This window comes from Acinetobacter sp. AG1 (genome assembly GCF_001005525.1).
Classification (GTDB): Bacteria; Pseudomonadota; Gammaproteobacteria; order Pseudomonadales; family Moraxellaceae; genus Acinetobacter; species Acinetobacter modestus.
The window spans coordinates 11,961-32,625 of record NZ_LBMZ01000104.1; the positions used below are offsets into that span (position 1 = coordinate 11,961).

A 20,665-nucleotide genomic window follows, 5' to 3' on the forward strand; every position below is an offset into this window, starting at 1 on the left:
TATTAACATAAATAATCAAAAAATCGTTTTATCCTTAGTTTTTAAAAAATAAAATCGGTTTATTAGATATTTGAATTGGAGCTAAAAATGGGTCGACCTCAAATTTTTTTAAAAGATTGGTGCTTAGAAGACAGTCTGCTTAAAGCAGAATTTCTAAAAAAGGAAAGTGAAAATCAGGAAGGTCTTGTCAGAAGAACAAATGGAGGCTACATACCAAATTTGGATATCTATCCTCAATTCCAGCTGCAAGACTCAATTCATGGAATATTAAGTAATGGCATGCAAATTTGGCTCTCACCATCCTGTTACGAAAAGTTAAAAGCTAAGTTCCGAACTTTCAAGAAAAAAGTAAAAGACAAAAATAAAGTCAAAAAGCAATATCAACTAAACAAAGAAACTGCAAATTTTTTATCTGCATTTAAAGAACAGAATCATTATGATCGTGAGGAAGTTGTTGTTGAATATTTGGTCACAAAATATCAAAATCAAAAATTACAATTCGAGCATTTCGATAAGTTAGATAGATCTTCTATTCGTGTTCAACATTTAAAAAATGAACTAGATCATTGCAAAAAATTATGTGCGCAAAATGAAAGTGATAAGTTGTTTTTACAAGTTCATGTCAATGAGTTGAATGACCTCTTAGCTAGAGCTTACCTTTTAAATGAATTCCTTAAGGAAACACTAAAAGAACATGAAATAGAATATTATCAGCCAGTAATCAACGATGATGATGTTGAAAAGTATAAAGCTGAAATAAGAAATAATTTACGAACCTATCTGAAATGAGATGCTGCATATACTTGTATTAATGTAATGTATCTCTAGATGCCCCGAAAGCCCCCCTATTTGGAATCTTTTTCAATAATCTCTGCAAGCAGCTTTGGACAATTCCGTACATGATTAAGAAGTGTTTGTTCTTGATCATTCGAGTTAAAAGCGATTTTTTTCTTCAAAATATCTGCAACATTGTACGCTTTTAAAGCTTGTCTAAATTCCCTGTTTTTTTCTTCTAAGCTTTTAATGTAGTTGATGTATGTTCGATCCTGAATTTTGATATCACCAGCACGCTTATATCGCTTTTTATTATTTTCTAAAGCCTCCTGTAATTCTGCAATTTTGCTGGTATTTTCTGCTATACGATGTTTAACCCAATTTTGATCAAAAGCTTTGAGTTCTTTTTCCAGTGTCGGGTAAACATCATTAATTGCAGCCGTTACAGATTTCCAGCGTCCTTTTATTTTTGCAGTTTCTCGTAATACCCTATAAATGATCTCTCGCTTTTCATAGAGATTCCCTTCATAGCGCTTTTTCACATTTTTTATGCCATTGATTCGGCGTTGTAACTTAGGATGCTGAAAAACATGCTGATCGAAATCAAGTGCTAGGTATGCATAAAGTATTGGTTTATACCCAGCAACACTGTGTTTATTTTTTTGATTATCTTCCATATCCAATAATTCTTCTTTTAGTTGAGCAATACGATCTAGTAACCGATTCAGCTCATAAAACTGTGAGAGTTGAGCTTCTCCTCTGAGTGAAATCTCATCAGCCATACATTTTTTTATAAATTCAATTTCTTCAGCGGAGAATGCCTGTTGCTCTTCCAAATGCCCTACACCACCAATATGGTAAAGGTAACAATTAAGCATTTCTGCTTCTAGAATATTGATGTCTTCATTAGTAATTTTCATCACACTCAAAATTAAAATATTATAATAATTATAAATTTAACACATATTCTAGTATAATATTTTTTTATTTTTGTAGTATGCTAAAAAAAAACTCACTGAGTCACTACCATTAGGTCATGGACAGTCATTAAGTCGGCATCACATCAAAAGTCTGATTGAATCGAATTGATGATTGAGTAAAATTTGGCTCAATGGAAACTAGTAAAATGTTAGAGTCCCGTTATCGTGTAAAAGATTTAGTGAACTACCCTGAACGTCCAGCAAAAGACTATGTGGACCGTAGCGGTCGTAGACGCAAAGTTTCATATAAGCCTGCCAGCAAAGGCTTGTTGAATATCGCAGAATCCACTTTTTGGAAGATGGTCCGTCGTGGTGACTTCCCTGCACCGACCTACCTGACTGCAAGTATGCCAACATGGACTGAAAGCCAGATCAATGCTTGGCTTGAACAGAAAGTACTACAAGCGGCATAAAATGAAGCAGCCTGTCATCGACAGGCTGTTTTTCTTACACGTTCACATCATGTACAAAATATTGTCTGTACAGAAAATTGACATTTTCACACGAGAGTTTTATAGTTACTATGCTTAGTCGCAATTGTAAGAGTAATAAGCTAACTAGCGTCCATCTAAGTATCTAAATTTAATGCCCAAAAGTGAATGACGAAAATACAGCCAGCCATAGTGTCCAAATGTAATGATCAATGTATCTAAAGAAGTGACCAAAATAGTGCTAAATGAAATGTCAAAATATAGTGGCGAATATCCTACAGATCGTAATTAATGACTTGTAATGCTTGAGTAATAGGAAAATTAAGACTATGCAAATTTTCACTTATACCGATGCTCGCAATAATCTGAAAACGGTTTTAGACCGTGTTATTGATGATTCAGATGTTGCAGTAATTACGAGGAAAGAAGGTCAACATGCGGTTGTAATGGGACAAGACTATTACAACAGTATAATGGAAACATTGTACCTCATGTCTTCTCCAAGTAACGCAGCGCACCTAGCGAAATCAATTGCAGAATTACGGGCATCTAAAGCAATCGAAAGAGAACTTTTAGATGAAACGGAAGACTAGTTTTACCCCAACCTCTTGGGAGGATTATGTCTATTGGCAAAGCCAAGACAAAAAGACTCTTAAGCGCATCAACATCTTAATCAAAGAATGTCTCCGTACACCCTTTGAAGGTATTGGCAAGCCTGAACCATTACTCGGTGATTTATCGGGTTTATGGAGCAGACGAATAGATGAAAAAAATAGATTAGTCTATGAAGTAACTGATGCAGCGATAACCATCATTTCTTGTCGTTATCACTACGAATAAAAGAAGCCCTAACTTAATGTTAGGGCTTCTTTTCATAAAACATTTACTACATAACCCACGTATTTAATAGCAAGTGTGCCCACTTGATAGAAAAACCAAACTACTGAATGGCTTGAACTGAAGGAGCTTAAAGCTGCATAAACTGAAACAGGCTGTTTTTGATATCCTAATATTTAAATCACTGTTTAAATATTAGAATTTACATTCAATACAGATGAAAACTCTTGTCTACTAATTTTCCAATAATCTAGCAAGCAATATAAATAAGATTTAATATCAATAACATCTGGTAAAGTTGGATTTTGAGATTGCATTGCCATTTGTTCTAAACTTTTTGCAACTTGAAACATATGATTAATAGTTTCTGTTTTCGAGAAATACTCAGCCAATATATTTACAGGTAAATTCGATACTTCATTATCAAATCGCTGTCTTAAAAGCCTTGCGTGAATATCTCCCCCTTCTACATATTGACTAATCATATTCATTGAAAATTTGATTAAATCATTTGTTCCAGCTAATCCACGGCCTCCAAATAAAAATCCTTCTTTTAACTTTTCTATTCGTTCATGAGTTTCAAGAAAAGAAATTTCTCTCATACAGAAATCAATTCCTAAAGCAAGGTAAGAACAGATTAGATAAAGGCATCTGAGAGCTGTATTTCTTTCCCTTTCTCTTGTTAACACTAATTCTGCAAAAAACTTCCCTTCAGCAAGCCAAGAGTTACAGGAATCAAAATTAATTGGTTTTGATAAAATAGATTTACAATATTTCATTCTATTTTTCCAATCGCCATCTATTTTCTGCAATTCATATGAATCGATTAAATTGATTAACTTTTCCTCAACAAGTCTTTCTTCGTTAATATTCTGATTTCTTACTAATTTTGATAAAAACTTCCCATCCAACACCATTACATCTTGCTTCTTTGCGAAGCTTTTTATAAGTGGTCTAGAATCAGTAGTAGCAACTATAGCTTTATTACTATAGGTCGCTTGTTTTAACCCGTTTACCCAAAAAATTCTCTCTAAAGCATGGGGAACTTTTTTATTTTTTATATCAACAATTGTAATTTCTCTCGAGAATGAAGAAGCCCTTGAATAAACCCATAAATCAATATCTGTCACATCATCATTCTCATAAACAAAAGGAACTCCTCGAACAACATAAGCACCTGTCTTTAGAAAATAATCTCTTAGCACCTCTTCCAATGCCATACCTTTAGGCAGCGTAATTAAATCTGGCATTAAATCCCCCCCGTCCGTAAAGCATCTAACATATTGTTTGTGGCAGTTGGGTTAGTTTTTACTTGTTTTTTTCGACGTAAATCTCGATTTATTTCAGGTCCACTAAACTCTGTAACAGTTATTGAAGGAATAATACTACCACCAATTAATGCATGCTCACTTGCATTTCCAGAACTTAATACAAGCAATGCTATCTCACCAACCTCTTTTTTTAACAATTTCAAGTAAAATCGACCATTAGCATAAGGAATAACTTGTACAACACCTTTAAGTTCAAGTACTTTATAATCTTGTCCTATCGCTGTTACTGGACCTACTTGACCGCCACCTATTAGTTTTCTTAGAAGTGGCTCAATAGCTTGAATCTGTCCACGTTCGTAGGCACTTCTAGTCATTCCATATTTTAAAGAACTTATGAATGCTTTAGCTAAATCAAATGTATCATCAACAATTGAATTACTGCCAAATTTCGAGAAAGACTCAGGTAATGTTAAGAAACCAATCTCTTCTCTAGAGTTAGATACTATATTAACTTCATAAACACCAATAGGTAAAAGTTTATCTAAAAGCTTTTGTCCAAGAATACGAATGCCTTCATTTATAGATACACAACCTTCCGATTTTATTCTATCGTTAAGTTCATTTATTTTCGTACTTTCTTCTATAGTTAGTGATTGAAATACTTTACCAATCTTTTCAGAATATTGTCTCTTAAAAAGATTCCCATTAAACAACAATTTCCCTTTATCTGACAATGTCTCAACATCTGTAAACCCTATAGTCTCTGCTGATGAAAATAAGTATTCTAAATGAGTCTTTGAAAGTTTAAATTGATCACTTAACATCTCACCAATTTCAACTTGAAATACAGGTTCCTCTGATGCTTTCTCAGCTAAGAAAATTGAAGCATTTTCAATATCTTGAGTATTACTACTATATTGATCAAATATATTTGCAGTATGTTCTAAAATAGAATGTTGAGTTAAGCCTAAAGTTACTACATCACCTGAGCTGCTATAATCAATTAATTCTTTCTCCTTTAACAAATCTAATAATGGCTTTCTTTCCAAATTAGAGATTCCAGCATATGTACTTAAAGCTTGTACTCTTGAAGAGCTAATTTCAGACTCATCATCCTTTGATAAGGAAGATAAAAGTAAACCTGCTTTACCTGCTGTGAGTGTATTATCAAATGTATTATCCGCATATTTCACTTCACTTAATTTCTGAGCATGATGAATAATCCATGCCCCCTTAAGCTTGCTCTCTAACATAAACCACCCTACTTAAATATATAATTTAAAAAAAATAAATATACATATTAAAAATATTAATTAAAAAATCATGATTACACGACCAACCTTATATTAATTTTATATAAAAACAAAAGTAAAAAATCAAGCCAATTAAATAAATTTCAATCAAAAATCAACTCATTTCAATATCATAAAAAATTAAGTGTTATTACCCTTAGCAATCTATAAAAACTTCAGAATAATTATGTAACTGTATATGTATTTTTATTTCAACCATGTCAATCTGAAATAAAAACAAATTAGTCTAGTATTATAAAGATAAAATTTAAGCAAAAAATTTAAACAGCACGTCTAAAACATACTGTTTAAATTTAAAAACTTCACACCTAATTACAGAGTATTAATTAAATTAACAGTGTAAGATCTTAATTTCTCTGCTCTATCTACAATAAATCCATTAAAATCATCTTCAATTAATATTTTTTCTGAAATAAAGTTTGAACTAAAAATTTCATTAGCATCCCTCGGCATTAAATTCTGTCTATATTCAGAGGGACTTAAACAATCAATTTTTTTGTTATCCGCTCTCGAAAGCATACAAAAATTAGCTAAACAATTTACATCATATTTTTTATTCTCTTCGCTTACTTTACCCATAAATGCTTTAGGGTAAATATGATGAAACTCATTTTTATTATAATCTTTGAGCACATTAGAAAGGCTAATATTACTACCACTCAGAAAGCTCTTAGGACTATTCTGAGCAAGTAAAAGTATAAAAGTCTTCGTAACGACAGTATTCATAGTAAATTTATTATTAAAAAAGAAATCTGCATGAATTTCACAGCTTATTTGACTCAATTTACAAGAGACATCATTGTTTTTTAACTTAATTACTTCTTGAATATCTCTGTTTATTGTATTGGTTGTTGCAGAATGATACCTCTTAGAAAATGCTGTTTTCCAAAACCATGAAATCAAGGTTTTTTTTTGCTCATACGTATAATTAAAATGCTGGTTACCCGTATTAGAGAAAAATACTGTAAGCGGCATCAAATAATGTTCGTAAGGCATATTTGAAAGTTTTTCTATTTTCAAATTTTTCTTTAAAAAATCAATACTGCCCTTTATACCATTTAATACTTCTTCAAATCTTGCTCTGACGGTATTCCCATTCAACTCTATCAAACTTTTTGAACTTGTATCATGTGTCAGCACAGCAGAACATATTTTAAGCAACAAATCTGAGTTCTCACCTAACTCATCAAAGCCCATTGGATGTAACTCATCTTTTAAAGCGTAGAATTTATCTTGTAAATCAAAATTTTCGCTCCAAGTCCATGCTGTTAGGAGTTGTAAAGTGTCTAATGGAACTCCCTTCCTATTAATTCTCTCAAACACAATCGCAACCTTAGTTTTATCATCTGTTTCTAATGTTTGAAAAGGTATCTTTACTTCTTTAAAAATTGATTGCAATAAATCTATTTTCTCTACTATTTCTTCCTCTAGATTCTTTGTTGCTTTTCGATACTTTACAGTGTCAAATAAACAGTTTAATGGAAAATGGCGCTGTTGTATTACATCAGAATCTAATAAAGCAACAAATTGAGAATCTTGTGAATTCTCATCTGCGTGCAAGTCATAATAAATCTTAAAGGGGTTATCAGTATCATCTGACTCTATCTCTGTTTGAAATACACCAAAAATAGAAGTTATACGTTGCTGGCCATCTAGTACATAATCAATAGGATATTCAGCATCTCTATCAAAAAGTTGAAATGGTCCAAATTGTTTTTCTGTTTCTAATTTTTCTCTAGTTCTCCATAATTGAATCGTTCCGAAAGGATATCCCTTATATATACTATCCATTAAAAAAGCTACAGAATCTGCATCCCATACAAATCCTCTTTGGAAAGAAGGGATTCTTAAATTTCCTTTCCCAATTTGATTCAGAATATCTCGAATAGATATGTCAGCCATTATAACCCGCTATGTTTTATTAAAATTTCATGATAAATATTATACAATTAACAAAAAAAATCCTATGGTTTAATTAAAAGTAATGAATCAATATAATTCGCCCACTCCTGCATCATTTCCCGACGATTATTCAAAAACTTGGTACGGTTGTAAGCTGTACCATTATTGTCCTTTACCTTATGTGCCAGTTGATGCTCAATAAAATCCACACGCTGCTCTAAAATCTCATCCAACATAGTTCGAGCAGTTGCCCTAAAACCATGTGCCGTTTGCTCACCACCATAGCCTAAACGCTTTAAAGCGGAGTTGATGGTATTGTCTGAAATAAAGGTCTTACCATCTCGCCCCACAAAGATGTATTCGCTGTACGGATGCAGATCAATGATGGACTCAATTAAGTCAAAGGCTTGATCTGACAATGGCACAATATGAAGTTGCTTGGTTTTACTGGCTGTAAATTTAAAGCAGCGTTCCTCACGATAGAAATACTCCTTTTTCAGCTTGCGGATCTCCCCAGGTCGCTGAAATGTCAGCACAGAGGTTTTTAAGGCCACCTGCGTTGTCAGTAAACAGCGTGTGTAAAGTTTGGAGTAGTTCCAAATCTTATTTAACATTGGAGCTAAATCATGCTCTTCTGTCACGGCTGCAAAGTTCCCACCTTGTGGTTTTGGCAGTTCAATATCTTCAATCGGATTGTACTGGATCAGCTTTTTCTTACGGGCTGATTTAAATATCTGATTGAGGTCTGATTTAAGGCGTTTGGCAACAGATAAAGCTCCACGCTCAATAATGCGTTTAAAGACCTTAATCTCAAGAATTTCTAAGGTAAGCTGCGGAAAGGTTAAATCACCAATATAGGGATAGACATCATGCTTTAAACGACGGACGGTTTCTTCATCCTGCTTTTGCTCTAACTCACGTTTATACAACCATAATTCTGCGACAACACGAAAGGTATTTTCAGCCTCTTTTTGTTTCTGAGACTTAGTTTCAATCCGCTCCATTGCTGGATCAATGCCCTGCTTGATGAGTTTCTTATATTCATCACGAATAGTGCGGGCATCATCCAGTGAAACTTCAGGATAAGTACCCAAAGATAAATCGTTACGCTTGCCTAAGAATGGACGTGTGTAATTGAAGATCCAGTACTTACTACCGCTTTGGTCAATACGCAAATACAAATTTCCACCGTCTGACAGCTTATACATCTTGTCAGGATCAGGTTTGGCTTTTTTGACTTGTAAAGCACTAAGCTTATTGATTCCACGAGTTGCCATAATTCAGACATAAAAAAATGCAGTAAGAAATAATCTTACTGCATTTTTTACTACTTTATAACTACCGATTGGCGTAGTGCGTCACGTATTGTTATATCGTATATTTCCAACTTTAACCTTATAAATCATTAACTTATATAGTGTTAAACAGTGTCAGAAACTTGAATTTGGCGGAAGCGGTGAGATTCGAACTCACGGAGGACTCACACCCTCGTCGGTTTTCAAGACCGGTGCATTAAACCGCTCTGCCACGCTTCCAATGGCGGCTATCATATAAATAAAAATTAGAATTGGCAAATCTTTTATTCAAAATAATCAATCAAATGCTCAAAATAAAATCAAAACAGTAAAAATTTAAGCATTTTTAGATTTTTCATAGCAAATTGAGTTGATATACCACACTTTTTTTCCTAATGGAGTAATGACTTCCACCTCATCATCCACCTCTTTGCTCAATAATGCACGTGCCATTGGAGACTCAATCGAAATATGCTGGGGATGATGATCATAAATTTCATCTATCCCAACAATCCTTAATTTTTTTTGCTCCCCGTCATCATTTTCAATCTCTACCCAAGCTCCAAAATAAACTTTACCCTCTTGTTCAGGCATATAATCGACAATTTTTAATTCTTCTAAACGTTTACCTAAATACCGGACACGACGATCTATTTTTCTGAGTATTTGTTTATTGTATTGATAATCTGCATTTTCTGAACGATCTCCTAAACTTGCAGCCCAATTTACTTTTTTAGTAATTTCTGGGCGTTCGTCATGCCATAGTCTTTTCAACTCGGCAACCAATAAATCATGTCCAGTTCGCGTAATTAAGTTCGATTTCATGGGTTCAAATACGTTAAAACAACATTCTATTTACAAGTTTTTGCATTGTATTCCTTATTTTAGCATGACAACAGTGTATAAATTTTATTCTTTTTCAAATCATGCATTTGTGAGGTATTTCTCATTTTTTTATTGATCAAAATTTGACAATCCTTTTTTCGGCGCTTAATATGCGCCCCTAAGTTGGTTTTGTTTAATTTTTGTACACTTTGTGAATGATGTGTAACACGAACATCATTTCTCCCATTAATCCTATGTCATTTTGAATGGCGTCATGACTTGCCCACCCTTATTGAATTTATCAACTTTTAAAAGTTAAAGCTTTGTTTTGCTGAACTTTTTGGGCATAAATTACCTGTAGCGGAGACAACATGCACAGTAATTCAAGTTCTGGGTCGAGGCCTAGCCTTAACTCTTTATCTTCTAAACTTTCATTTCAAACGATGGTATTAGGAATCGCAATCCTTCCATTTAATAGTTTGAACGCAGAAAAATCACATCAATACAATACAGTTGTAACAACCAATACATTAACTGTAGTTGCTGTTGAAAACCCAACAACTGTATTTAAAGACGGGCAATTTTTGCATGGTTTTGGCTATGATTTAGCACGAAATTATGCCCAGAGTTTAAATGTCAAACTCGATTTTAAAACGGTTCCTGATAATGCAACTGCGTTAAAGTGGATTGCTCAAGGTAAAGCTAATCTTGCGATGACAACTGCAAATTTAGCAACCATTGAAAGTAAACAACTTGTCTCTTTTTCTGCAAGTTGTGGTGATCAAGCTACTTTAAGTAAAAATGGATTAAATCCTCAACTCAATTGGGTACTTAAGCAAGCTGATGATCCGTTAACGCTCACTGCAAGTGGATTTGTTTGTCAAAGCAAACAGCTTGGTATAACCCAACAACTTGCTTCCTTTTATAATCGCAATGTGGTTAAACCTGAAGCATGGTCTACGATTCAAAAAGACCTGAATCAGCGTTTGCCAATTTATAAAGCAAGCTTTAAACAAAGTGCCTCTAAATATAATTTAGATTGGCATTTGCTCGCTGCAATTGGCTATCAAGAGTCTTATCTTAAACCCACATCGGTTTCTCCCACTGGTGTACGCGGTTTGATGATGTTGACCAATAGCACCGCTCAAGCAATGGGTGTAAGCAACCGATCTGATCCAATACAAAGTATTCAAGGTGGTGCGAAATATTTTGATCTGATGCTAGATCAATTTTCGAATGTACCTTATCCAGACCGTAATTGGTATGCTTTGGTCGCTTATAACATGGGACCAGGTGCAGTCAATCAGATTCAAAGCCGAATCAAAAACCAAGGGAAAAACCCAAATCAATGGGTAAATTTATATGATTATTTACAGCGTAACCAAGCGCGAAATGGTCGATATAAACAAGCAGTTCAATACGTGACACGTATTCGAACTTACTTAGAACATTTAAAGACCAACAGTCGTATTGATGTCTAAGTTGAAAATAAAAAAGCTTACCTCTCGGTAAGCTTTTTTATAAGAAAAGGACTTAAGCAGTTTGCTCAAGTACTTTCTTAAATAAATCTTTTTGTTCTTGGCTTGGCTTCGCTGTTTGTAAAGCCATAAGTTGAGACATATCACCTTGTACTTTGATTTTACCAGTCATAAACGCTTGCATCGCAGCAGCCATATCAAACTCTAAGAATACTTTACGTAATGTTTCAGCATCCATGTTTAAAGTTGTTTTAGCGTTTGTAGACAAACCTTTTTGGATTTTACCAGCATCTAAAGCCAATTCGGTATTACCAGCTGCATCTGTTACAACTAAGTTAATCGCTAAATTCGCAAGTGCTGGTGGTAAATTTAAATCACCCGCTTCAGCAGTAAGTTTTTCAACAGTTGCAAACCAATCATCAGTTAAAAATGCAGCCATGATTATTCCTCAAATATATTTGTTCAATTTCTTGTGTCATCTATCCAGATAACATTAAATGAAGCAATTTGCTTGTGCCCTGTTATAGCACGTAATTTTTATTTTAGGCTATGGCTTTTTGTACGAAGAATTCACTTTTTAGCTCTTTTTTATAAAAAAAAAGACACTTAAATAAGTGCCTTTTCAAAAAGTTTTACATTTTATTCAGCAGCAAAACTCAAGTTCACTACATCAAGACGATTTTTCATCTCTTCAGGGTCTTTCATATCAAATTCACGTTGCCCATCTAAGGCTTCGAAATCAAACAATTCACGGTCAGCCAATTGTGAAGGCGATACATTCTGTAAGGCACCAAAGATGCTATGTAAACGTTTTGGATGTTGTTTATCCCATTCACGTAGCATGTCATTAATAATTGCACGTTGTAAGTTTTCTTGTGAACCACATAAGTTACATGGAATGATTGGGAACTTTCGTAGATCAGCATATTTAATAATGTCTTTTTCTTCGACATAGGCTAAAGGACGAATCAATATATTCTTTTTATCTGAAGAAAGAAGTTTTGGTGGCATTGCTTTTAAGCTACCGCCATGAAATAAATTTAAAAAGAAAGTCGCCATAATGTCATCGCGATGATGACCTAATGCAACTTTGGTTGCACCGATTTCTTGTGCGAAGCCATATAACGAACCACGGCGTAGGCGTGAACATACCGCACAGTAGGTTTTACCTTCAGGCGTTAGGCGTTTAGTAATCGTATAAGTGTCTTTTTCAAGAATGTAATATGGAATGTTATTTTCTTCCATATAACGTGGTAAAACATCTTCAGGGAACCCTGGTTGTTTTTGATCAAGATTCACAGCCACAACATCAAAGTTAATCGGCGCGATACGTTTAAACTGCAATAAAATATCAAGCAACGTGTAACTGTCTTTACCACCAGACACACAGACCATGACTTTATCGCCATCTTCGATCATGTTGTAATCACGAATTGCATGCCCTACTTGACGACGAAGCTTTTTCAACAGGCGATAATATGCCGAACTCGTCGGAAGCTCAGGCTTAAAATTAAATCCTTGGTTGGACTCCACTGGCGCGTACATAGACGTGATTTACTCATAAACAAAAATACCGCAAGATTTTATCCGATTCCGAAAAGATGCGCACCTAAAGAATTTTTCAATTTCGTGCAATCGTCATATTTCAGTTTCATACTGGTAAAATTCTGACCAAATTATGTCAAAACGGTCTGGATTGCTTATATTTCAAACTTTTCCACAGTTTTCCACAAAAGCTGTGGATAAAATTGTGGATTTCTTCGCTATTGACAAAGTATTTTTATGTGAGAACAAGGCTTACAATCAAATTGATCATTTTTTAACCAATGATTTTTAATTAATAAAAACAATGCTTTAAATATGTCAAGACTTAGATTTTAAAAAAAATAATTTAATTTTTTTTGCTGAACATTCGCACAAATCGACTTGCTTTTTGTAAGACAGTGGAAATAAAAAAATTGTAGCTAAAGTTTTTTTTATGCTTTTTTTTGTTACACTGCTGTGAAGAACTCATGCTCATCTTTTGTGAATATTATAATGATGGACAAAACAAAATATATTTTCGTCCTTTTTTTGGGGACAATCGGTTTTTTAAATACGACAGTATCTAGTTATGCTGGTCAAACCATTTATCAATTTAAAGATGATAATGGTACAACTTTGCTTACCAATAAAAAGAAAGCTGAATACAATCACCTAAAAGTGATTAAAGCGACCTATTATCCTGATAGCAATATTCACAGCTATAGTAACTGGGGGTCAAGTGAAGCCTCTGTTCTACCAAGTTATAGTCGTAATAAAAATGCTTTTGATCAGATGATCCGTCAAGCAGCGCAACAGCATGGCGTTTCAGAAGGTCTCATTAAAGCCGTTATGCATACTGAGTCAGGTTTTAATATTAATGCGCGATCCCCTGTCGGTGCTCAAGGATTAATGCAACTGATGCCTGCCACTGCACGGCGTTTTAATGTGAGTAATGCTTACGACCCTCAACAAAATATTTTTGGTGGTGCTAGATATCTAAGTTGGTTGTTAAAACGTTTTAATGGTAATACGCAACTTGCAATTGCTGCTTATAATGCTGGTGAAGGCAATATTGATAAATACGGTGGAATACCGCCATTTCGTGAAACACAAGATTACGTCCGTCGTGTCACGAGTCGTTTTCAAAATCTCTATTCATCAGGTCTAAGTTCAACTTCGAGTTCTAATAATGCAAATACTCAAGTGATTGCTCAATCGGCAAATTATACATCTTCAAATTCAGAAGCTGTGTCCGCACCTAAACAATATAGCCGTCAAATTATCACATTGGCCGATGGTACTTTTACAGATGCACCAGGCACATATACCACAGCCAATGCAACTGCATCTGCACGAATCCGAGTAAGTGATTAAACAAAGAAATCACTTATTCTCACATCATGATTTTATTTGTTTTTTTCAAATAAATTAGTCGTTTCCCCCTTCTAAAAACACTTCTATTGTTTTATTAGCTTAATGTATCTACGCTCATTTTTTGCTTGAATTTTTAGGGTTCGCCCTGCATATTAGCGTTATGATTTATAATTTATAAATCAGATCAGTTTTTATTTATAAGAGGATTTTCTCAATGATGCGGATTGGTTTGTTCTTGCTGACCAACCTCGCGGTACTGGTTGTAGCTGGCATTATCTTGTCACTCTTCGGTGTCGGTAGTTACCATGGCGCGGGTGGCTTGAATCTAGGCAACCTTTTAGTCGTCTGTTTTGTCTTTGGTATGGTGGGTTCTTTAATTTCCTTATTCATGTCGAAGTGGATGGCGAAAAAAACCACTGGAACTGAATTAATTGACCCAAATGCTCCTCGTAGTCAAGCAGAAGCTTGGTTACTACAAGAAGTGGCGCAACTTTCTCAACGTGCAGGTATTAAAATGCCTGAAGTTGGTATTTTCCCTTCTTACCAATCAAATGCATTTGCGACAGGTTGGAATAAAAATGATGCTTTAGTCTCTGTTTCGACAGGCTTACTTGAGCGTATGAACAAAGATGAACTTCGTGCTGTACTTGCGCACGAAATCGGTCACGTTGCCAACGGCGACATGGTGACCCTTGCATTGATTCAAGGTGTAGTGAACGCCTTCGTGATGTTCTTTGCACGTATTGCAGGTGACTTTATTGACCGTAATGTTTTCGGTCGTGAAGATGGTGAAGCACCTGGTCTTGCTTATTTTGCTATTACGATTGTACTCGACATCGTATTTGGTATTTTGGCCTCGGCGATTGTAATGTGGTTCTCTCGCCAACGTGAATATCGCGCAGACGAAGCTGGTGCACGTTTAGCAGGCAAACAAGCAATGATTTCTGCTCTACTTCGTTTACAGGCAGAGTCAGAAATGCCAGATCAAATGCCAAAAGAAATGAAAGCATTTGCAATTGCGGAAGGTAAGGAACAAGGCTTTAGCTTAGCGGCTTTATTCCAAACTCACCCAACCATTGAACAACGTGTTGCCGCTTTACAGCAATTAAATGTTCAATAATCAGTATCAGATAAATGATAAAGCCTCCGTTATGGAGGCTTTATTTTTGCTTAAAATCTAGTGTGTTTGAAAAGATTGATAAAACTGCCACAGATAACTAAAACCTGCCCAAACTGCAACAACTAATAAAATTAGTACGGCAATACCCAATAAATCTGGGATATGTAACCAAATCCAACTTACGATCGGATTACGCCAGAAAGCTGAAGTTTTCTGCTTTTGTTCTAGGGATTCATGCAAGAATGGATGCACCACATGAATATCACTGTGCACTTGATATTCCTCACGGATATGGTCATGTACGATTTCCAGTGTCTTGCGACTTGGGCGAATAAATACGTCAAATAAGGTACCGACAATCGGTACAAAACCCACCAACATATCCATAATTGCCAGTTTGACCACACCCTTCAATTTATGCTGTGGTACGCCCACTTCTCTGGCTTTTTTAAAAGCATACAATGTTAAAACAAAACCTGCTATATCGCCCGCAAAGGGAATGGTACTCAATGCAGCATCTGCCCCGACTCCCTGTTTGGTAAAAGGAATCCGAACCAAACTATCCATGGTATTCGCAAATTTTGCTAAATCACGTTCAACAGCGATCGCTTGCTGCTGAGTTAATTTTTTTTGTTCTGTTGGAGCAGTCATTCACTCAACCTAAAAACCATGTTTATGCTTGAGAATAAAGTAGATTTTCCGTTTTGTCGGTACAATTATTATTACCAATCAAAATAAAATCATTGAGGCGATAAATAGATACACCAATACTCCAGTTGCATCACAAATTGAAGTGACCAAGGGTGCCGAAGCACTGGCAGGGTCAAGTCCAGCCTTATTTAAAATAAATGGTAAGCTCATACCAATCAGACAACCCATGAGTACAATTCCCATCATACTCAGCGCCAAAACTAAAGCTACCATCTCATCACCACGGAAATAACCCAGCAATGACACGGCAACCGCCATAGTTCCCCCTAAGCATAAAGCGACCAAGCTTTCCCGTCCGAGCAGATGAAACCAGTCTTTAAATTGCACATCACCTGTCGCTAAAGCACGTACCATCAGTGTTGAAGACTGAGAACCAGCATTGCCTCCACTTCCCACCAATAGTGGTAAAAAGAATACTAAGACAAGATTTTTCGCAATCACATCTTCATAATGAGCAATACCAATCCCTGACAACAAGCTACCAAACACGAGAAATACTAACCAAAACACTCGTTTCTGGTAAAGTTGCAAAATGGGGGCAGACTTGATACTGAGTTTAGAAGATGCATTGACGGCACCGACTTTTAAGAAGTCTTCGGTTGCTTCTTCACTGGCTACATCCATCGCATCATCGTAGGTCACGATTCCGACCATCATCTGTTGATGATCAATAATCGGCAATGCAAGTAAGTCATAACGGGCAATGGTTTTTGCCACCTCATCTTGGTCTGTATCTACATAAGCGGTTAAGACATTGGTCTCCATCAACTCATTGATATTTTGCTCTTCAGGTGCAAGTATCAGTTGCTTTAAAGACAATACGCCCAAAATCTTACGCGCTTCATCCAGTACATAAGCGAAATAGATCATTTCGGTATCAGGTGCTTCTAGGCGTAACATTTTAATCGCATCATTGACCAGCATATTCGGTTTTAAAGTCGCATATTCCGAGCTCATGATTGAGCCTGCCGTTCCCTCTAAATAGGAAGATAGTTGACGTATATCTTCTCGTTCTGCTTGTGCCAAAGCAGGCAACAACGCATTTTGTTGTTCTTGATCCAAGCATTTGAACACGTCCGCACGTTTATCCGAGGACATTTCGCCAATAATTTCAGCCAAAATATTTCTGGGCATGGCTTGGGCAAATTTGACTTGTTCACTGGGAGGAAGATAGGAAAAGACATAAGCGCGATCAGGTAAATGTGTGAGCAGCAATTGACTTTGTTCAGCAGAAAGCTGCGTTAATACATCTGCAATATCTATGGCTTGAAAAGTTTTAATTGATGCAAGTGCAAGATCAATATGATTATTTTTGAGTGCGTCGCTTAATAAATATAAAAAGTTATTGTAGCTCATTTCTGCCTCTTCACTACAAATCATCTGCAATGAAGGGTCAAACGCAGCTTATTTTACTGTCGAATAAGAACCTTCATTCAGATTTTGATGAATATAAAAATGTGTAATTTGGATTAAACTACAACTCTGCGTGTCCATTTAGGGCATTAAACCTAGTTAAACCGTTTATACGGCAGAGCCATACTACAAATATTTTTTTATATTCTCAACTTACACAACAAAAATGAACAATTCATGTCTTAAATGAATTCATGAATAATTCATTTCTATTGCTTGGCTTTCATTATTTTTATTTAAAAATTTCAATTTCTTCTTTAGGTTTAAAGATATTGGCAACAAGTACAAACATAAATGGAATAAATATCAGTACCAACACTGTTCCGAATATCACACCACCTAAAACACTGATACCAATTTCCTGACGGCTTACAGCCCCTGCTCCAAATGCAAAAACCAGTGGAATGACTCCCGCGCCAAATGCAAAAGAAGTCATTAGAATAGGACGCAAACGCAGCCCTGCACCTTGTAGTGCTGCTTGAATGGCATTTTTTCCTTGTGTTTGTGCCATCGCTGCAAATTCAACAATCAAAATTGCATTTTTACAGGATAAGCCAATTGTTGTAAGTAAAGCGATCTGAAAGTAAACATCATTTGGTAAACCAAAAATATGGGCAAAAATAATACTACCGCCAATCCCTAAAGGAATTGCGGTCATCACAGCCATAGGAATACGCAGACTTTCATACAACGCGGCTAAACATAGAAAAATAAATGCAATAGAAATTAAATATAGCCAAATTGCTTGATTAGTCGATTGCTGCTCTTGATAAGAAAGCCCAGTCCATAGTAAACCTAAGCCTTCTTGTTGGCTCACCAACTGTTCAATATCTTTCATGGCTTGGCCTGAAGATTGACCACTGACAACGTTAGCTTGTAATTGCAAAGCACTGTATCCCATATAGCGTTGCACAATGCTTGGTGTTCCTCCCCATGATGTCGTTGAAAATGAACTAAAAGGTACCATTTGATTTTGATTATTGCGTACTGACCAGCTATATAAGTCTTCAGGCTTAGAACGGAATGGTGCATCACCTTGTAAAATAACTTGTTTAATTCGACCACGGTCAATAAAGTCATTCACATATGTCCCACCCCATGCGGTCGACAAAGTACTATTAATTTCATTTAGATTTAAACCATTTGCCATCGCTTGCTTATGGTCAATCTTCACATTCAAAGTAGCTTTACTATCAGTGGATTGTTTATCTAAGTTTTCAAAACTTGAATATTTTTGTCCCAACTGTTGCAGTTGTTTAAAACTTTGATCGAGGAATTGTTCACCTTGCCCATTGATATCCTGAATCCATAAATCCATTCCATCTGTTGCACCTAATCCATTTACAGAAGCAGGCAACGTCACATTAATCTGTGCATCGGGAAATTGGCTAAAATATTTAAGTGCTCTCTTGCGAATAGCTTCAGCAGAGTTTTTCTTCCCAGTACGGTTGTCCCAATGATTTAATGAAACAAAGCCTTGTCCAAGATTTTGCCCCGTTCCAGAATTATTTCGTCCGTAGCGAATAAGCACTAAATTGACATTTGCTTTTTCATTCTGAAGAAAATACTGACGAATTGCCTCACCGACCTCCTGACTTTTTGAAAGTGGTGCACTATCCACTAATTTAAATTGAACACTTAATATCCCTTGGTCTTCTTTTGGTAAAAAACTACTTTGCAGACTGCTATAGAACAAAGCAAATACGGCAATTAATGCAATAAAAATCACAGATACAGAGATTTTATAACGAAGCATGGTTTGCACTAGAGATAAATACTTATTTTTAAGTGTGTCTATCCCGTTATTGAACCGAATCGCCCATGACTTAGGTTGATGGTTTGGCTTTAAAATCAGAGCACATAAAGCAGGTGTAAGTACCAAGGCGACCACTAAAGATAAGACCATCGCAGCAACCAAAGTGATTGAAAACTGACGATAGATAACCCCAATTGAACCAGCAAAGAAAGACATTGGAATAAAAACGGCTGTTAACACCATGGTAATTCCAATCAATGCACCGCTAATTTCTTGCATAGATTCAACGGCTGCTTGTTTGGGTGACAAATGCTGCTCGTGCATAAGCCGTTCAACATTTTCCACCACAACAATTGCATCATCAACCAACAAACCAATCGCAAGCACCAATGCAAAGAGAGTTAAGGTATTAATACTAAATCCAAGTAATTCAAGTACAGCAAAAGTCCCTAAAATCACGATCGGTACAGTAATACTTGGAATAAGCGTCGCACGCCAACTTTGAAGAAAAAGAAACATGACTAAAATAACTAAACCAATTGCTTCGACAAGTGTTTTAATCACCTCTTTAATAGACTCTTGCACAAAGGGAGTATTATCTCTTGGATAAACAATCTTATAACCTGTTGGAAGCTTACTAGAGAGTTCATCTAAAGTCTGATGAATAAGTTTAGATGTTTGAATTGCGTTGGCACCAGAAGATAAAGAAATGCCAAGACCTGCGGCTGGATAACCATTGATCGTATTAAATGATTGATAATTTTCTGCCCCTAATTCAATACGAGCAATATCTTTTAATTGCACAAAACTTCCAGATACATCTGATTTCACAATAATTTGTTCAAAGTCTTGAATCGTCTTTAAACGAGAACCTGCTGTTACTTTTGCATTCAAGTATTGACCTTGAACAACAGGCAAATCGCCGATCGCACCTGCTGCAACCTGTGTATTTTGAGTGGTAATCGCGGCAACGACATCATTTGGAATTAAATTATATTGAGTCAATTTATTTGGATCTAGCCAGATTCGCATTGCATACTGCGATCCAAAAACATCTGTTTCACCGACGCCATCAATCCGATTTAAATTATCAAGGACATGCGTAGATAGATAATCAGACAACGCAATATTATTTGCTTGCCCTGTACTGTCATACAGTCCAATTACCATAAAGGTATCACCCAAGGACTTAGTGACATTAACTCCCTGCCGTTGTACCGCATCTGGGAGACGGCGTATCACGCCACTAATTTTATTTTGTACTTGAACCTGTGCTGTATCGGGATTTGTGCCATTTTCAAAACTAATCGTAATACGGCTACGACCAGCTGCATCGCTGGTTGAACTAAAGTAAAGTAAATGGTCGAGACCTTGGATTTGCTGCTCTAAAACTTGAGTTACACTTTGTTCAACTGTTTTAGCATCAGCGCCACTATAGTTGGTCGATACTGTAATTTTCGGTGGGGCAATATCAGGATAACGTTCAACTGGCAAATTCAGAATTGCGAGTATTCCTAATGCCATAACAATAATGGCAAGCACACCTGCGAAAATTGGACGCTCAATAAAAAATTTAGATAGCATGGCTGCTCATTCCATCGTGGAAACAGTCAATTTTTTCAAAAAGATAGGAAAATAGAGGCACTTTCAGTCTACGATCA

Annotated in this window: 18 protein-coding genes and 1 tRNA gene; 7 read left to right on the forward strand and 12 right to left on the reverse strand. The window is 35.8% G+C overall.

The window, feature by feature from the left end; translation table 11 throughout:
• The first annotated feature begins 87 nt into the window (after window positions 1–87).
• On the forward strand, window positions 88–789 hold the full coding sequence (locus tag AAV96_RS06660; RefSeq protein ID WP_046738754.1) for a hypothetical protein: 702 nt from the start codon (window positions 88–90) through the stop codon (window positions 787–789).
• A gap of 56 nt (window positions 790–845) precedes the next feature.
• Here the strand turns inward: AAV96_RS06660 and AAV96_RS06665 are convergent, their stop codons facing one another.
• A complete protein-coding gene (locus AAV96_RS06665; protein ID WP_046738755.1) occupies window positions 846–1,697 on the reverse strand; it encodes a hypothetical protein in 852 nt (283 codons plus the stop codon).
• Between the two features lie 203 nt (window positions 1,698–1,900).
• Here AAV96_RS06665 and AAV96_RS06670 point away from each other — a divergent pair, with 203 nt between their 5' ends.
• The 3 genes from AAV96_RS06670 (at window position 1,901) to AAV96_RS06680 (ending at window position 3,025) form a co-directional block, all read left to right on the forward strand.
• On the forward strand, window positions 1,901–2,167 hold the full coding sequence (locus AAV96_RS06670) for a helix-turn-helix transcriptional regulator (RefSeq protein WP_046738756.1): 267 nt from the start codon (window positions 1,901–1,903) through the stop codon (window positions 2,165–2,167).
• Window positions 2,168–2,514: 347 nt separating this feature from the next.
• Window positions 2,515–2,778 carry a type II toxin-antitoxin system Phd/YefM family antitoxin gene (locus AAV96_RS06675; RefSeq protein WP_004671839.1) on the forward strand — a complete coding sequence of 88 codons (264 nt, stop codon included), beginning with the start codon at window positions 2,515–2,517 and terminating at the stop codon, window positions 2,776–2,778.
• Window positions 2,762–3,025 carry a Txe/YoeB family addiction module toxin gene (locus tag AAV96_RS06680; RefSeq protein WP_046738757.1) on the forward strand — a complete coding sequence of 88 codons (264 nt, stop codon included), beginning with the start codon at window positions 2,762–2,764 and terminating at the stop codon, window positions 3,023–3,025. Before AAV96_RS06675 ends, AAV96_RS06680 begins: the two co-directional genes overlap by 17 nt.
• 185 nt (window positions 3,026–3,210) lie before the next feature.
• Here AAV96_RS06680 and AAV96_RS06685 read toward each other — a convergent pair whose 3' ends face one another.
• The 6 genes from AAV96_RS06685 to greB form a co-directional block, all read right to left on the reverse strand.
• Window positions 3,211–4,272, reverse strand: coding sequence for a hypothetical protein (locus AAV96_RS06685; RefSeq protein ID WP_046738758.1), 1,062 nt, complete (start codon window positions 4,270–4,272; stop codon window positions 3,211–3,213).
• Window positions 4,272–5,546, reverse strand: a complete 1,275-nt coding sequence (locus tag AAV96_RS06690) for a hypothetical protein (RefSeq protein WP_046738759.1) — start codon at window positions 5,544–5,546, stop codon at window positions 4,272–4,274. Before AAV96_RS06690 ends, AAV96_RS06685 begins: the two co-directional genes overlap by 1 nt.
• A gap of 372 nt (window positions 5,547–5,918) precedes the next feature.
• Complete coding sequence (locus tag AAV96_RS06695) at window positions 5,919–7,508, reverse strand: DUF262 domain-containing protein (RefSeq protein WP_046738760.1); 1,590 nt, start codon at window positions 7,506–7,508, stop codon at window positions 5,919–5,921.
• Between the two features lie 62 nt (window positions 7,509–7,570).
• Window positions 7,571–8,785 (reverse strand): tyrosine-type recombinase/integrase, encoded by a 1,215-nt coding sequence (locus tag AAV96_RS06700; RefSeq protein WP_046738761.1) that lies wholly within the window; start codon window positions 8,783–8,785, stop codon window positions 7,571–7,573.
• Window positions 8,786–8,953: 168 nt separating this feature from the next.
• A tRNA-Ser gene (locus AAV96_RS06705) sits at window positions 8,954–9,043 on the reverse strand.
• 96 nt (window positions 9,044–9,139) lie between these two features.
• Entirely contained in the window at window positions 9,140–9,628 is a 489-nt protein-coding gene (greB, locus tag AAV96_RS06710; RefSeq protein WP_005214764.1) for a transcription elongation factor GreB, read from the reverse strand.
• A gap of 371 nt (window positions 9,629–9,999) precedes the next feature.
• Between greB and AAV96_RS06715 the strand changes: the two genes are divergently transcribed.
• Complete coding sequence (locus tag AAV96_RS06715) at window positions 10,000–11,109, forward strand: transglycosylase SLT domain-containing protein (RefSeq protein WP_046738762.1); 1,110 nt, start codon at window positions 10,000–10,002, stop codon at window positions 11,107–11,109.
• Between the two features lie 52 nt (window positions 11,110–11,161).
• On the opposite strand, the gene AAV96_RS06720 is transcribed toward AAV96_RS06715, so the two are convergent.
• Both AAV96_RS06720 and ttcA read right to left on the reverse strand, forming a co-directional pair.
• Window positions 11,162–11,545 (reverse strand): SCP2 sterol-binding domain-containing protein, encoded by a 384-nt coding sequence (locus AAV96_RS06720; RefSeq protein ID WP_046738763.1) that lies wholly within the window; start codon window positions 11,543–11,545, stop codon window positions 11,162–11,164.
• Between the two features lie 200 nt (window positions 11,546–11,745).
• Window positions 11,746–12,651: a tRNA 2-thiocytidine(32) synthetase TtcA gene (gene ttcA / locus AAV96_RS06725; RefSeq protein WP_004660841.1), complete on the reverse strand. Its 906-nt coding sequence runs from the start codon at window positions 12,649–12,651 to the stop codon at window positions 11,746–11,748.
• Window positions 12,652–13,143: 492 nt separating this feature from the next.
• Here ttcA and AAV96_RS06730 point away from each other — a divergent pair, with 492 nt between their 5' ends.
• Complete coding sequence (locus tag AAV96_RS06730; RefSeq protein ID WP_004660839.1) at window positions 13,144–14,004, forward strand: lytic transglycosylase domain-containing protein; 861 nt, start codon at window positions 13,144–13,146, stop codon at window positions 14,002–14,004.
• Window positions 14,005–14,218: 214 nt separating this feature from the next.
• A complete protein-coding gene (gene htpX, locus AAV96_RS06735; RefSeq protein ID WP_004660837.1) occupies window positions 14,219–15,124 on the forward strand; it encodes a protease HtpX in 906 nt (301 codons plus the stop codon).
• 57 nt (window positions 15,125–15,181) lie between these two features.
• Here the strand turns inward: htpX and AAV96_RS06740 are convergent, their stop codons facing one another.
• The 3 genes from AAV96_RS06740 to AAV96_RS06750 form a co-directional block, all read right to left on the reverse strand.
• A complete protein-coding gene (locus AAV96_RS06740) occupies window positions 15,182–15,775 on the reverse strand; it encodes a DUF4112 domain-containing protein (protein ID WP_046738764.1) in 594 nt (197 codons plus the stop codon).
• 78 nt (window positions 15,776–15,853) lie between these two features.
• A complete protein-coding gene (mgtE, locus tag AAV96_RS06745) occupies window positions 15,854–17,191 on the reverse strand; it encodes a magnesium transporter (protein ID WP_046738783.1) in 1,338 nt (445 codons plus the stop codon).
• Window positions 17,192–17,480: 289 nt separating this feature from the next.
• A complete protein-coding gene (locus tag AAV96_RS06750; RefSeq protein WP_046738765.1) occupies window positions 17,481–20,588 on the reverse strand; it encodes a multidrug efflux RND transporter permease subunit in 3,108 nt (1,035 codons plus the stop codon).
• Window positions 20,589–20,665 lie beyond the last annotated feature (77 nt).

Excerpts from the sequence above, each read along its gene's own strand:
- AAV96_RS06700 (WP_046738761.1), bottom strand. The coding sequence starts at position 8,785 with ATGGCAACTCGTGGAATCAATAAGCTTAGTGCTTTACAAGTCAAAAAA.
- htpX (WP_004660837.1), top strand. The coding sequence starts at position 14,219 with ATGATGCGGATTGGTTTGTTCTTGCTGACCAACCTCGCGGTACTGGTT.
- AAV96_RS06740 (WP_046738764.1), bottom strand. The coding sequence starts at position 15,775 with ATGACTGCTCCAACAGAACAAAAAAAATTAACTCAGCAGCAAGCGATC.
- AAV96_RS06675 (WP_004671839.1), top strand. The coding sequence starts at position 2,515 with ATGCAAATTTTCACTTATACCGATGCTCGCAATAATCTGAAAACGGTT.
- ttcA (WP_004660841.1), bottom strand. The coding sequence starts at position 12,651 with ATGTACGCGCCAGTGGAGTCCAACCAAGGATTTAATTTTAAGCCTGAG.
- AAV96_RS06660 (WP_046738754.1), top strand. The coding sequence starts at position 88 with ATGGGTCGACCTCAAATTTTTTTAAAAGATTGGTGCTTAGAAGACAGT.
- greB (WP_005214764.1), bottom strand. The coding sequence starts at position 9,628 with ATGAAATCGAACTTAATTACGCGAACTGGACATGATTTATTGGTTGCC.
- AAV96_RS06670 (WP_046738756.1), top strand. The coding sequence starts at position 1,901 with ATGTTAGAGTCCCGTTATCGTGTAAAAGATTTAGTGAACTACCCTGAA.
- AAV96_RS06680 (WP_046738757.1), top strand. The coding sequence starts at position 2,762 with ATGAAACGGAAGACTAGTTTTACCCCAACCTCTTGGGAGGATTATGTC.
- AAV96_RS06685 (WP_046738758.1), bottom strand. The coding sequence starts at position 4,272 with ATGCCAGATTTAATTACGCTGCCTAAAGGTATGGCATTGGAAGAGGTG.
- AAV96_RS06695 (WP_046738760.1), bottom strand. The coding sequence starts at position 7,508 with ATGGCTGACATATCTATTCGAGATATTCTGAATCAAATTGGGAAAGGA.
- AAV96_RS06730 (WP_004660839.1), top strand. The coding sequence starts at position 13,144 with ATGATGGACAAAACAAAATATATTTTCGTCCTTTTTTTGGGGACAATC.
- mgtE (WP_046738783.1), bottom strand. The coding sequence starts at position 17,191 with ATGAGCTACAATAACTTTTTATATTTATTAAGCGACGCACTCAAAAAT.
- AAV96_RS06690 (WP_046738759.1), bottom strand. The coding sequence starts at position 5,546 with ATGTTAGAGAGCAAGCTTAAGGGGGCATGGATTATTCATCATGCTCAG.
- AAV96_RS06720 (WP_046738763.1), bottom strand. The coding sequence starts at position 11,545 with ATGGCTGCATTTTTAACTGATGATTGGTTTGCAACTGTTGAAAAACTT.
- AAV96_RS06715 (WP_046738762.1), top strand. The coding sequence starts at position 10,000 with ATGCACAGTAATTCAAGTTCTGGGTCGAGGCCTAGCCTTAACTCTTTA.
- AAV96_RS06750 (WP_046738765.1), bottom strand. The coding sequence starts at position 20,588 with ATGCTATCTAAATTTTTTATTGAGCGTCCAATTTTCGCAGGTGTGCTT.